Source organism: Clostridium sp. 1001283B150225_161107_B6, from assembly GCF_015556325.1.
Taxonomy (GTDB): Bacteria; Bacillota; Clostridia; order Lachnospirales; family Lachnospiraceae; genus Enterocloster.
Genome location: NZ_JADNMD010000004.1, coordinates 89,816 through 103,400 on the forward strand (window position 1 = coordinate 89,816; position 13,585 = coordinate 103,400).

The 13,585-nt window shown below is 52.2% G+C and carries 12 protein-coding genes; 9 read left to right on the top strand and 3 right to left on the bottom strand.

Annotation, left to right across the window (positions count from 1 at the left end; genetic code table 11):
- Positions 1–6: 6 nt before the first annotated feature.
- From I2H39_RS11770 to I2H39_RS11800, 8 genes are all read left to right on the top strand, one after another.
- Positions 7–1,722, top strand: coding sequence for a cadherin-like beta sandwich domain-containing protein (locus tag I2H39_RS11770; protein ID WP_195626530.1), 1,716 nt, complete (start codon positions 7–9; stop codon positions 1,720–1,722).
- A 238-nt stretch (positions 1,723–1,960) separates the two neighbouring features.
- On the top strand, positions 1,961–2,995 hold the full coding sequence (asrA, locus tag I2H39_RS11775; RefSeq protein WP_138308651.1) for an anaerobic sulfite reductase subunit AsrA: 1,035 nt from the start codon (positions 1,961–1,963) through the stop codon (positions 2,993–2,995).
- A 16-nt stretch (positions 2,996–3,011) separates the two neighbouring features.
- Positions 3,012–3,803 (top strand): anaerobic sulfite reductase subunit AsrB, encoded by a 792-nt coding sequence (asrB, locus tag I2H39_RS11780; RefSeq protein ID WP_138308649.1) that lies wholly within the window; start codon positions 3,012–3,014, stop codon positions 3,801–3,803.
- 18 nt (positions 3,804–3,821) lie between these two features.
- Positions 3,822–4,871: a sulfite reductase subunit C gene (gene asrC, locus I2H39_RS11785; protein WP_138308646.1), complete on the top strand. Its 1,050-nt coding sequence runs from the start codon at positions 3,822–3,824 to the stop codon at positions 4,869–4,871.
- A gap of 347 nt (positions 4,872–5,218) precedes the next feature.
- Positions 5,219–6,418: an FprA family A-type flavoprotein gene (locus I2H39_RS11790; RefSeq protein ID WP_138308643.1), complete on the top strand. Its 1,200-nt coding sequence runs from the start codon at positions 5,219–5,221 to the stop codon at positions 6,416–6,418.
- A 227-nt stretch (positions 6,419–6,645) separates the two neighbouring features.
- On the top strand, positions 6,646–7,533 hold the full coding sequence (locus I2H39_RS11795; protein ID WP_195626531.1) for a hypothetical protein: 888 nt from the start codon (positions 6,646–6,648) through the stop codon (positions 7,531–7,533).
- Positions 7,534–7,537: 4 nt separating this feature from the next.
- Positions 7,538–7,735: a hypothetical protein gene (locus I2H39_RS28845; protein WP_207746801.1), complete on the top strand. Its 198-nt coding sequence runs from the start codon at positions 7,538–7,540 to the stop codon at positions 7,733–7,735.
- Complete coding sequence (locus I2H39_RS11800; protein ID WP_138308638.1) at positions 7,728–8,081, top strand: cupin domain-containing protein; 354 nt, start codon at positions 7,728–7,730, stop codon at positions 8,079–8,081. The genes I2H39_RS28845 and I2H39_RS11800 overlap by 8 nt, the downstream gene beginning before the upstream one ends.
- Before the next feature lie 193 nt (positions 8,082–8,274).
- Here the strand turns inward: I2H39_RS11800 and I2H39_RS11805 are convergent, their stop codons facing one another.
- Positions 8,275–8,622, bottom strand: coding sequence for a helix-turn-helix transcriptional regulator (locus tag I2H39_RS11805; protein ID WP_195626532.1), 348 nt, complete (start codon positions 8,620–8,622; stop codon positions 8,275–8,277).
- Between the two features lie 130 nt (positions 8,623–8,752).
- Between I2H39_RS11805 and I2H39_RS11810 the strand changes: the two genes are divergently transcribed.
- Complete coding sequence (locus I2H39_RS11810) at positions 8,753–10,141, top strand: sensor domain-containing diguanylate cyclase (RefSeq protein WP_138308633.1); 1,389 nt, start codon at positions 8,753–8,755, stop codon at positions 10,139–10,141.
- Positions 10,142–10,157: 16 nt separating this feature from the next.
- Here the strand turns inward: I2H39_RS11810 and asnB are convergent, their stop codons facing one another.
- Together asnB and I2H39_RS11820 are read right to left on the bottom strand one after the other, a co-directional pair.
- Positions 10,158–12,011 (bottom strand): asparagine synthase (glutamine-hydrolyzing), encoded by a 1,854-nt coding sequence (gene asnB / locus I2H39_RS11815; protein WP_195626533.1) that lies wholly within the window; start codon positions 12,009–12,011, stop codon positions 10,158–10,160.
- Between the two features lie 40 nt (positions 12,012–12,051).
- Positions 12,052–13,425 (bottom strand): citrate transporter, encoded by a 1,374-nt coding sequence (locus tag I2H39_RS11820; RefSeq protein WP_195626534.1) that lies wholly within the window; start codon positions 13,423–13,425, stop codon positions 12,052–12,054.
- Positions 13,426–13,585: the final 160 nt, after the last annotated feature.

The following is a 13,585-nucleotide window of genomic DNA, read 5'->3' on the forward strand; positions in this document are numbered from 1 at the left end:
ATAATAATGATTAGACGGATGAGACATGCGGCTGCTGTTCTGGCAATGGCGTGCTTGATGACAGTCATGATGCCGGCACAGATGATGACGGCCTTTGCAGCAAATGCGAGAATCGCCTTTTCCGACCCCTCGGCAACAGTTGGGGGCAAGGTAAAGGTGAATATGAAGATAACCAGCAGCGATAACCTGGCCAATGCGGATGTGATGCTTTCCTATGATTCCAACATACTGGAATTTGTGGACGGCACCAATGCGGACGGAGGCGCGGGAGCTGTCCGGGTTCACGGTGATGCAGGTACGCCCAATACGGGTACCCTTGCATTTACCCTTAATTTCAATGCCATAGCAGCCGGGACCAGCAAGATTGAGGTTACCAGCCAGGAGATTTATGATACCAGCTCGCAGATAGTGACGGTAAACCAGCAGGGGAGCTCCACTGTGACAATCAGCGCCCTCCAGTCAGCTTCCAAGGATGCAACCCTTAAATCCCTCCAGATTTCACCCGGAAGCCTGACACCGGCATTTTCGCCGGATGTGGACACCTATGCGGTGACCGTTGGCACGGATGTGGATAAGGTTATTGTCAGCGCGGACTGTACCGACGACAACGCTACCAAGGTGGTCAGCGGAAACGAAGGCCTGCAGATGGGCGAGAACCGCGTGACCTGCCGTGTGACGGCCCAGGATGGGGAGACCATCAAGGAATACGTCATTGTGGTGACCAAGGCAGAGGGCGGCGCCAGTGCAGCGGACGGCGATGCTTCTTCCCAGGTACGGATGCGGATTGCTGAACGCGTCATCACCATTCTTCCTCCCGACCCGGAGGTGAAGGTTCCGGAAGGCTTCAAGGAGAGCACCATCAACATCGACGGCCACAAGGTTCAGGGCTGGGTATGGGGTTCTGAGGCAGAGCACCAGTACTGTGTTGTGTACGGCATGAACGAGGCCGGAGAAAAGGGCTTCTACCGTTATGACATGAAGGATGATGAGAGGACCATCCAGCGTTACTTTGAGGACCCGGCCATCAGCGGTTCCGTGACCAAGGAAGTGTATGATGAGCTGGCCCTTACATACGACAAGATTTATGATGATTACAGTCTCCTTAAGATACTGCTGATTGTGACCATTGTCATTGCTGTCATTCTGCTGGTCATCCTTCTGGTGGTTGTATTTACCAAGGGTTCCGGCAAAAAGGGCGGCAGCCGGGAAGAGACTGGCGGCAAGAAGGACGGACCGCGGGGCAGCCGGGGCAGAAACAGCAGGAAGGAACATGCGGAGGAGCCTGAACTTCCGGAGGATTCAGAGGCATATGAGGATTATGCCGGGGAGGAATACCAGGACTCTGGCGAGTACGATGAATCCCGGGAATATGAGGATGATTCTGTCTACGATGACGATGAGGATTACAGGGACCTTCCTGAGGACGATTACCTGCCTGAGGACGGGGACCAGGACATCTATGATGAGGATGAAGATGCATACGAGCCTGAAGAAGAGCCTCAGCTGGAGATTCCGGTGAAGAAGCCGGTAAGGCCGGCACAGGCAGCCTTTGCACCGGTCCAGACACCAGCCCAGGCGCCGGCTCATACGCCGTCCCAGGCGCCGGCATCCAGGCAGAAGCCCCCTGTGAAGCAGGAACGGCCGGCTGTCAGAAGGGAAGCAGAGCAGCAGTCTGCAGAACCGGAAGGACAGGATGATGATTTTGAGATTTTTGACTTGTAATATGCGATAAGAGAACAGACTGACAGAACGTAAAGGCAGCAGCCATCGGGGATGATTCCCATGGCTGCTGTTTGCCTGTACACCCAATGGCAGGAATATGCCTTAATGATAAAATTTTATTATTAGACCATCACAATATATAATTATACTTTATTTTTGGGGGTTGTTATAATAATAACATGAGCCTTTTAATATAGAGTATATATAAGGGATAAAAGAATAAAGGAGGAGGCATTTCATGGGATACAGAATGGATTTGAAGGATGCCGACAGGATGTTTGCAAAGCTTCAGGAAGAGTATGAGATATGGGCGCCAAAACGTTTTGTGGGTAAGGGCAGGTATTCCGACACAGACCTGATTAAGTACGCCAGGGTGGACCGGGCAGAGGAAATTGAGTACAGGGAAAAATCGGATTTTCCGGCCAAGGAGGTTTTAAGCCCCATTACCCAGTCCCTGTTCTATTTCACAGAGGATGAATTCATTGAAAGCAAGGCGACTTCCAAGAAGCTGCTTATTTTTATGCGGCCCTGCGACATCCATGCACAGCACCATCAGGAGAAGATTTATCTGACCAACGGCGGTTACGAGGATATATATTATAAGCGTATGAACGAAAAGGTCAAGATTGTGATGATGGAGTGCGGCGAAGGCTGGGATACCTGTTTCTGCGTCAGCATGGGAACCAACAGGACCGATGATTATTCCATGGCAGTCCGCTTTGGGGAAGACGGACTGGAATTCCAGGTAAAGGATGATGCATTTGCCTCTTATTTTGAGGGCATGGAAGAATGTCCTTATGAACCCCGGTTTGTGGAAAAAAATGAGCTGACCCTTACCGTGCCGGAGATTCCGGATAAGGAGGTATTGACAAAGCTTAAGGAACATTCCATGTGGAGGCAGTTTGACGGCCGCTGCATCTCCTGCGGCGCCTGCACCGTTGCCTGCAGTACCTGCACCTGTTTCACCACAACGGATATCATATACAATGAGAACCACAATGTAGGGGAGCGCAAGAGAACTTCCGCCTCCTGCCAGGTAAAGGATTTTACCGACATGGCCGGCGGCATGAGCTTCAGGAACAGGGCCGGGGACAGGATGCGCTATAAGGTGCTCCACAAATTCCACGATTACAAGGCCAGGTTCAAGGACTACCATATGTGCGTGGGATGCGGACGGTGTATGGACCGGTGTCCGGAGTACATATCCATCGTGGCCACAGTGAACAAGATGGCGGATGCCATTGAGGAAATAAAAGCTGGAAAGCAGGCATAGGAGAGGGGATGCAGTCATGAATAATATAGTGAAGCCAGTGGCATGTAAGATACGCGAGGTAAGGCGGGAGAGCCTTCATGAATATACATTCAGGGTGGAAACGGATATCCGGCCTTCCCATGGACAGTTCCTGCAGCTTTCCATTCCAAAGGTAGGGGAAGCGCCCATATCCGTCAGCTCCTTTGGAGACGGCTGGATGGATTTTACCATCCGTTCCGTGGGTAAGGTGACGGACGAGATATTTGAGAAGCAGCCGGGAGACATTCTTTTCTTAAGAGGAGCCTACGGCAAGGGATGGCCGGTGGAACAGTTCCAGGGCAAGCATATGGTTGTCATTACCGGCGGCACCGGACTGGCGCCTGTAAAGAGCATGTTAAACATGTTCTGGGACCAGGAGGATTTTGTGAAGAGCGTGCACCTTATCAGCGGATTCAAGAACGAGGACGGAATCATTTTCAAGAATGATTTGGACCGCTGGAAAGAGAAGTTCACCACCACCTATGCTCTGGATACAGACCACAAGGATGGATGGGAGACAGGTTTTGTCACAGAGTTTGTGTCAGGGATTCCCTTCCGGGATTTTGGAGAGGACTACAGCGTTGTGGTGGTAGGACCGCCGCCCATGATGAAGTTTACCGGCCTGGAAGTACTTAAACAGGGCGTTCCGGAGGAAAAGATATGGATGTCCTTTGAGCGCAAGATGTCATGCGCCGTGGGCAAATGCGGACACTGCCGCATTGATGAGGTGTATGTCTGTCTGGACGGACCTGTGTTCAATTATACCCAGGCCAAGTATCTGGTTGACTAAGAGAGGGGTGGCGAAGGAATGAATCATGATATTGATATAAAAAAGGTAAGAATCAACTGTTTCAGACAGTCCAAGGTGGCAGGAGAGTTCATGCTGCAGATGCGTGTGCCGGGAGCCATGATAGAGGCAAAGCACTTAAAGCTGGTGCAGGACCTGTGCGAGCGCTTTGGAAACGGCACCTTCCACCTGGGTACCAGACAGACATTTGACATACCGGGCGTGAAATATGAAAACATTGAGGAAGTAAATAAATACATTAAGGGATATATCCATGATGTGGATGTGGAAATGTGCGGCGTGGACATGGATGTGACGGATTACGGTTATCCCACCATCGGGGCCAGGAATGTTATGTCCTGTATCGGAAACGCCCACTGCATCAAGGGCAATGCAAATACATACGAGCTGGCCAGGAAGATTGAGCGTCTGGTATTCCCTTCCCATTACCACATCAAGGTGGCAGTGGCAGGATGTCCCAATGACTGTGTCAAGGCCAACTTTAATGATTTCGGCATCATGGGCATCAACAAGCAGGTCTATGACATTGACCGGTGCATTGGCTGCGGTTCCTGCGTGGATGCCTGCAAGCACCATGCCACAGGCGTGCTGAGCCTGAATCAGAACGGAAAGATTGACAAGGATACCTGTTGCTGTGTGGGCTGCGGCGAATGTTCCCTGATTTGTCCTACCGGAGCCTGGACCAGAGGAGATAAAAAACTGTACCGTGTAACCCTGGGAGGACGTACGGGCAAGCAGAACCCAAGGGCAGGCAAGCTGTTCCTTAACTGGGTTACAGAGGATGTGATTCTGGGCATGTTTGCCAACTGGCAGAAGTTTTCCGCCTGGGCCCTGGATTACAAGCCGGAGTATCTCCACGGCGGCCACCTCATTGACCGTGTGGGCTACAAGGAATTCGTAAAGCATATCTTTGAGGGCGTGGAGTTCAATCCTGAGGCAAAGATGGCGGATGACATTTTCTGGGCTGAGAATGAGCAGAGAGGAAACATGCATGTGATGCCCCTGTCCGAGCATAAGCACGCAGGTCCTCAGGAGCCGGCAAAAAAGTAGAAATCCTGGAATATAATCAGATAGCAGCAAAAGATTACAAACAGCGGGGATGCCGGGGCATACCCTGCTGTTTTTCTGCATTTTTTTTACCTTCTTGCCAAAGGATACGGTCAGCGTGATATTTTGCGGACAGACAGGGATACTATATATGATAAGTACAGACAGCGGGAACGAAAATAGGGATGGCGGAGAAGGCAATACAGACAGCGGGGAAGGCAATGCGGATAATAGGAAATTATTAGTGTACACTAATTTATACAGTGACATTTTGGGGAAAATGTAGTATACTTCTAAGCGAAATAAATTGACGGATATTTAACATATTATGGACGAAAGGAAGAATGAATATGTACTGTGTAAAGCGCATCAATGATGATTTGTTCTGGGTTGGCGGTACAGACCGGAGGCTGGCCTTATTTGAGAACGCGTATCCTATTCCGCGTGGCGTATCCTATAATGCATATCTGATGCTGGATGAGAAGACGGTTCTGTTTGACACGGTGGACAGGGCAATCACGGAGCAGTTTTTTGAAAATATAGACGCACTGTTAAAGGGACGCGCCTTAGATTATGTGGTGGTGAACCACATGGAGCCGGACCACTGCGCCACCCTTGGAGAGATTGTGCTGCGCTATCCGGGGGTACAGGTGGTGTGCAATCCCAAGACCATTCCAATCATCAAACAGTTCTATAATTTTGACATTGACTCCAGGGCCATTGTGGTCAAGGAAAATGACACCTTCTGCACGGGACGTCATACATTTACCTTCCTCATGGCGCCCATGGTGCACTGGCCTGAGGTCATGGTGACCTACGATACAACAGACAAGACCCTTTTCTCCGCAGATGCCTTCGGCACCTTCGGGGCCATGAACGGCAATCTGTTTGCAGATGAGGTCAACTTTGAGAGAGACTGGCTGGATGATGCCAGACGCTATTATACCAATATTGTGGGCAAGTACGGTCCTTCCGTCCAGACCCTGTTAAAGAAGGCGTCGGGCCTGGACATCCGTACCCTGTGTCCTCTTCACGGACCGGTATGGCGCAGGGATATAAGCTGGTATGTGGACAAGTATCTGACCTGGAGCAGCTATGAGCCGGAGGAAAAGGCTGTGATGATTGCCTATGGTTCCATCTATGGCAACACGGAGAACGCAGCCAATATCCTGGCCTGCAAGCTGGCAGAGAGAGGGCTCAGGAACATCGCCATGTACGATGCCTCCTCCACCCATCCGTCCACCATTATCTCGGAGGCATTCCGCTGCAGCCATCTGGTATTTGCGTCAGCCACCTATAACGGAGGCATTTTCAGCAGCATGGAGCATGTGCTTATGGACCTGAAGGCCCATAACCTGCAGAACAGGACTGTGGCCCTGATGGAAAATGGTTCCTGGGGTGTGCTGTCAGGCAAGCAGATGAAGGAAATCATTGGCTCCATGAAGAATATGACTATTCTGGAACAGATGGTGACTGTAAAATCATCCCTGAAGGAATCACAGATGGAAGAACTGGACGCCATGGCGGATGCCATTGTGGACTCAATGTAACAGCGGTACTGAATCAGGTACAACCGTATTTAATCATGATTTGCCGGACAGCTTGTTGGGAGTTGTCCGGTATTTTATTGCGTTTTTTGTACTTTTTGTGTATTTTTGGTCGGAAATGTTGCATTATTTTGTGAAATTTAGTAGTATAGAAAATGCGTTCCCATATTTCAGGTGCTGAAAATTGGGAGGCGGAGGAAAATACAAATGATGTGAGAGGATATGATAACATGGGAATTATGAGACTGATTGAGGGGATAAGGGCGCAGAAGACAGTCAGCGTGTTTTCCGGCAGGCATGAATATTTATTTGCTGCCGGGAAATACAGTCCTGCCTGTCCGGACGGTTTTTGGGGAATCCGCGTCAGACGCAGGCCGGAGGCAGTTCCTGACCGAACCGGGCCGGATAATGGCCCCTTTTTATTTTTCGACAGCAGGACCAACCGGTTTCTGGATTTTACCGGGGGGCTGCTGGAGACATTATTTCCCATGTCCGCTGAACATTCCTACGATATGGCTGCCCTGGAACAGGAAGTGAACCTGCGGGTGAACCGGTATATTGCTCACAATCTGATATACAGAATACAGGAAGGCGCGGCAACGTATGGGCGGGAGGAATTTGACGAAGGAGAGATACGGGAGCAGGCGTATGTATGCTATATGACAGGGGGCGGCAGCAGCCTGCGCGTTCCGGCCCTGGTATTTGACATGAGCCAGTTCTGCCGTATGGACAGGCGGCAGGCAAGGGCAGGAGAGGGACCGTTTCTGGAGGCATATGCCCGTCTCATGATGCTCCATTTAAGCGAACAGTTTCCGTCCGGAGAGGTGGCAGGAAGCTTTCTGGAGGACATATGCAGGAGGGACACGGGCTGCCGTCGCAATTACGATATTATCTGCAGGGAATATGCAAAGGACTGCTATGTGGAGCAGGAGCTGGAACATCTGATGTTGGAGGCAACCGACAGCATGAAGCGGGCCAAGAGCCTGTGCCAGCTCCTAAAGGCCAAGGGCAGCGTGAAGCCCCATGTGGAGCTGGACCAGGAGATGTTAAGCGTCTCCCTGGCCCCGGACTGCACCAGCCCGGTTATTGGCAGGAAGCGGGAGCTGTATTATTCATGAAGGTATGTGCAAAATTCTTCCGCATGGGCCATCCTTAAAGGCCATTCCCCGAAAGGCCATTACCCAAAAAGCCATTACCCAAAAGGCCATTACCCGTAATGCCATCCTCAAATGCAGCCTCCGGACGTTGACGGACCCTGAGCAGGATGGTACAATGATGAATAGCCATATGGAATCACAGGAGGACAGGAATCATGATTAGAAGAAAAGACGAAATGGAAGCCTCGGTCAAGCATGAGGTGCAGAAGGGGATGGGGGATGTGACCTTCCATACCTTTATGACAAAGGAGGAGGCTTACGGCTCAGGAAGGACCTTTGCCAGGGTTGTGTTTGAACCGGGTACATCCATTGGGATACATGAGCATCATGGAGAGTTTGAAGGATATTATGTGCTGAAGGGCCGGGCCCTGGTTACGGATAACGGCGTGGAATCCGTGCTGAATCCGGGAGACTACCACATGTGCAAGGACGGGGACAGCCACGGCATTGCCTGTTACGGGGATGAAACCATGGAAATAATTGCCCTTATCATCAATGTACCGGCGTAGGCGGCATCAGTAGAGGCGTGTTTGTTCCGGACATGGGACAGGGCTGCCTGCTTTGGAAGGGTTGTTGGAATCCGGTTCCTGGCAGACAGCTCTGTGTTTTTGTCTGAAACATGCACTGCAATACGTAAAATTTCTGTAATGCAATGAATATTATATTGTATTTTTAGAATCCCTGTAGTAAAATAATATCTGATTATGGGGACTCAGACCCATGTTTCCGGACCATATCAGCCAGGCAGCGTATGACGGGAAGCAGCTCCAGGGCTTCCTTCTCGCTGAGGCTGTGTAGTTCCCAGAACAGCTGCTGTTTGCCGTCCTCCATGGATTCGGTTCCTGGGTAAAAAATACGGTCGGCGGGGATTCTCAAAGTGGTCACCAAGGGATAAAGCACCTCAAATTTGGGGTTCCCACGGAAATTTTCTATATTGATAATGGTACGGACATCTATGCCCAGCTTCTCCGCCAGGGAAGCCTGGGACAACCCCTGTTCTTCGCGGGCTTTTCGGATGACCGTACCTAAAGTTTTAACGTAATCATGCATTGCGATTCACCTCAATACTAGTGTACACTACACTTCTTATATTATGAATTACTATGCAATACATATAAACAATGAATTGAAATACACCAAACTCCTGGATGGATTGCCGGGAGGGGGAAAGGATTTTTGCATGGGTGAACGGACAGAAGACAGAATGCAGGCGTGCATGAAACGTGTGGTGCTGGAACCGGTGCATGAACAGGAATATGCACAGCCGCTTCTGACATTATTTGACGAACTGGTGGCCTGGGACCTGGCATCAGGGAACATCCGCACGATATTTTACACAGAGGGCAGGGAACGGCTGCGGGAAAACCGGACAGCGCAGGAATTGCAGGCATTTGCCTGGAACCATGTACATCCCCGGGAGTGCAGGCAGTTCCGGGCGTTTTTCAGCTCCGCCCACATGGGAGAACTGTCCGGAAGCAAAACCCCTGATAAGCTTGTATTCAGGCAAAGGACTGCAGAGGGAGGGTATGTGTGGGTGCAGGCAGTGGCCATACCGGCCGGCAGCGGGAGTAATACCATTTTGTGCTATGTCCGTGACCTTGGAAAGGAGGAGCAGGAACGGTACATGCAGGAACAGATTATTGACCGGTACGTGTACAGGAAATGTGATTTCTTCCTGTGCCTGGACGGAGACACGGGCTACTATGAAATTCTTAAGAAGAATGACAGCCGGATTCAGGGACAGATGCCTTCTTCCGGAAATTATAAACAGGAGCTGGAAGCCTGCATCAGGAAGTACGTGGCGCCGGAGGACCGGGACATGCTTCTGGAGAAAGCATCCATGGGCAATGTGCTGGATGTCCTGGAACGGGAAGGCGAGCTGATGGTATCCTACGGGGAAACGGGTCAGGACGGTCAGTATGTCCGCAAATTGCTGCGCTATGTATATTTTGACAGGCAGGAACGCAAGGTCCTCCTTATGCGCCAGGATATCACGGCGGAGTACCTGGAGCAGAGCAGGCAGAAGAAGCGCCTAAACGATGCGCTTCTTCATGCAAGGATTGATTCGCTTACAGGGCTTTACAACCGCCAGGCCGTGAACGCCAAAATCAATGGAATCCTGGGGGATTGGGCTGTGATGCCTGCTTCGGTCCTGCTCTTTATTGACTTGGATAATTTTAAGACAGTAAATGATACCCTTGGTCACCGGTACGGGGACAAGGTGCTGTGCTCCGTGGCGGACTGCTTCCGCCAGGTCCTCCGCACCTCCGATATAATAGGAAGGGTGGGAGGGGATGAGTTTGTGGCCTTCCTTCCGGGTGTGGCTTCCGAAGAGGAGGCTGGCGAGTGCGCAGGACGCCTGTGCCAGGCCGTAAGCCGTATACCGGGTTTGAAACTGAAAGACCGCGGGCTGTCCTGCAGCATTGGAGGGGCCGTGTGTCCAAGGGACGGAAGGGATTACGATTCACTTCTCATGAAAGCGGATATGGCTGTCTATGAGGCCAAGCGCCGGGGCAAGAACCAGTTTGCATTTTACCAGCCCGGGATGAAACCCCATTCCGCGCCCTGATAAGGGTAAATGGGTTCTAATCCACCACCTCAATGTGATAGGTTTTCAGCCAGAAGTTGACCTGCAGGATGTAGGCCAGCATCTGGGGGCCGGCCATGAGCTGTCCGTACCAGGGCTTTCCATAATCAGAGGGGCTGGTGAGGAAACGTTCCAGCTTTTTACGGTCCAGGAAATCCATGACCGGGGAGTGGCTGTCGTCCATCATTTCTTTTACACGGCCCACAAGCAGCTTTTCATAGGCAGTGTCATAGGTTTTAGGATAAGGGGACTTTCTGCGGAACAGTATTTCATCCGGAAGAAGTCCCTTTCCTGACTGGCGGAGCAGGTTCTTTACCAGTCCGTCCCGGGTCTTTATATCCCAGGGCACGTTCCAGACATATTCTATAATCCGATGGTCGGCAAAGGGTACCCTTGCCTCCAGACCTGAGTACATGCTGGTGCGGTCCATACGGTTGAGAAGGGTCTGCATGAACCAGCGCAGGTTCAGCCAGGCAATTTCACGGCGTCTGGCTTCCTCCGGGGAATCCTCAGCCAGTGCAGGTGTCTCCGCCACGGAGCGCTCATAGGTGTCCTGTACGTATTGGTCCATGTCCAGATATTCTAAGAAGCTGTCGTCCAGCAGAACCTTTCTGGGAGCCAGGTCCATGGTCCATGGGAAGGTGCGGGCTTCGAAGCACTCCTTTTTATGGAACCAGGGATAACCGCCGAATATCTCGTCGGCGCATTCGCCGGTCAGGGCCACCTTATTGTGCTCCTTGACCATGGAACAGAACTGGAGCATGGAGGAATCAATATCTCCCATGGCAGGCAGGTCATGGGCCAGGACGGAATCCAGCAGGCGGTCGGCCTGGGTCAGGTTGCTGCATTCCAGGTAGTGGTGGTCGGAATCCAGGAATTTTACCATCTGGTCCACATAGGGGCGGTCCTGGGAGGGCTGGAAGGAGTTGGCCCGGAAGAATTTATCGTTGTCCACAAAGTCAAAGGAGAAGGTGGTGAGCCGCTTTCCTTGTTTTTTCAGCTCCTTTGCGCAGACAGCGGATACAAGGCTGGAATCCACGCCGCCGGAGAGAAAGGTGCAGATAGGCACATCGGACACCATCTGCCGGCGTATGGAGTCCTCCACCAGAAAGGACGTTTTCTCAATGGTTCTTTCATAGCTGTCCTCATGGGGACGGCTGACCAGCTTCCAATAGCTTTGCTGGCGGATGCCCCCGGGGCTGCATATGAGGTAATGCCCCGGAAGCAGTTCTTCCATGTCCTTGAGGACGCCGCAGCCACAGGTCCTGGCAGGCCCGATGGAGAACACTTCATTCAGTCCCTTCCGGTCCAGCCGGGCCTTGACGCCAGGGCAGGCCAGGATTCCTTTGAGCTCAGAGGAGAAAATCAGTTCTTCGTCCCTGATGGTATAGAACAGCGGTTTTACACCGGCCCGGTCCCGGAACAGACACAGCCTGTTATGGGCTGTGTCCATGATGGCAAAGGCAAAAATGCCGTTCAGGCGCTTTACAAAGTCAGGGCCGTATTCCATGTAGCCTGCCAGTATGACCTCCGTGTCGCTGGAGGTCTGGAAGGTGCAGCCGGCGGCCATAAGCTCCTGGCGCAGTTCATCGGTGTTGTACAGTTCTCCGTTGTAGACAATGGCAAAGGTCTGTCCGGAGCCGGATTTTACCATGGGCTGGTGGCCTCCGGACAGGTCGATGATGGACAGGCGGGCATGGGACAGTCCGCCGTGTTCCCACAGCCATGTTCCGGCGTCGTCAGGCCCCCGGTGCCGCAGCTGCTCTGCCATGGCTTCCAGCACCGATTCATAGTGTTCTTTTTCTTTCAGGTAATGGTCATGAGGGTTATAAAAACCGGCAATTCCGCACATAATTCATTCCTCCTGTCATGATGTGGAAAGGTGATTGGTATTAAAGCATGAAGCATGCCAGGGCAAAGGTGCAGGCAAAGCCAAGACAAACCGGTATCAGGTTCTTCCTGGCCAGCTCCAGCGGGCTTACATTGCAGATGGCAGCAACGGGGATAAGTCCCCATGGCACGATGGTGCCGCCGCCCACGAAGATTGCTGTAATCTGGCCCAGGGCAGCCATAACCGGAACAGAGGAACCGGTGGCAGTTGCGAAGGTCCTGGCCAGAGCTCCGGTAAGGGGAAGGCCCGAAAAACCGGAACCGTCCAGCCCGGTCAGCCCGCCCACCACCATTTGGATGAAGGCAGCCATATATTTGTTTAGAGGGGCATTCTGCGCCAGCCACAGGGCCCAGTCGTTCATGATGCCGTGGGTGAAACGTTCTCCCATGATGGAGGTGATTCCGTCCCCGCCCAAAAAGAAAAAGGCGCCGATTATAATAACCGGAGCAAAGATGCGGATGGCAAAGAGAAACCCTTCGGTGACATAGCCGGTGACCTTTTCCAGGGACTGTTTTCCAAATCCCGCCAGGGCGCCCAGGCAGGTGAGAAGGAGGGCGGTGCCGGAAACCATGCTGGTGGCATCCCCTCCTTTAAGGCCGCACAGCAGCATGAGCACAACATCCCCTGCAAAGGCCAGAGGCGTAAATACCGCCAGGAACAGGGCTGCCTTCCTGTGTCCCTGGGGCCTGGAGGGTTCTGCCTGGATGGAGAGCCTGGGGCCTCTGGCATCCAGCCGGCTCCTGTTTAACACATATGCGCTGAGGACAGTGACAATGCCCATCATCCAGAATAAAGGCCATGCCTGCTGGAGAATGTCCGGGGTGTCAAGGCCTGCCGCGCCTGCTGAGATGGCAGGGGCTCCCTGAATCACCACATCGTAGCTCAGCGCAAAGCCATGTCCGAACAGGTTCATGGCCATGGCCGCGGCCAGGGGATTCAGGCCTGCCTTCACTGCAAAGGGAAGCATGATGGCACCCACCAGTGCCACTGAGGGACTGGGCCACAGGAACAGGGAAAACAGGAACATGGTGAGTCCAAGAATCCACCAGGTCAGGGACGGGGTCTTCATGATGCGGGCCATGGGAACCATCATCAGATAGTCGCTTCCCAGGTCCTTCAGGCATTTGGACAGGGAGGTGACCAGGGCAATGGTGGCCAGCACTTCCATGAATTCCCTGCCCGCGTAGAGGACGGCGGAGAATACGGTGATAATGCCTCCTGTAAGGGATTTAAGGCCGATGAGGCCCAGGATGAACAGGAAGGCAATGCAGACAGCAGGGGTATCCTTCTTGAGGACCATCACTGCCAGGATAACGATAACGCCTATGAGATAAGCGTAGTGGAGCGGAGTCAGCACTACTGCGGATTCTATCATGATAAGTCACTCCTGTATTTATGGAATATAATCTATGATATGGGGAAATGCTCTCTGCCGTGAAAAGGAAAGCAGGAAATTGGGGGTTGATTTTATAGCCGGGTGCTGGTATGCTAGATAAGGACTTAAATTTAAAAATGAAAGGAAGTGAACCGGAGTG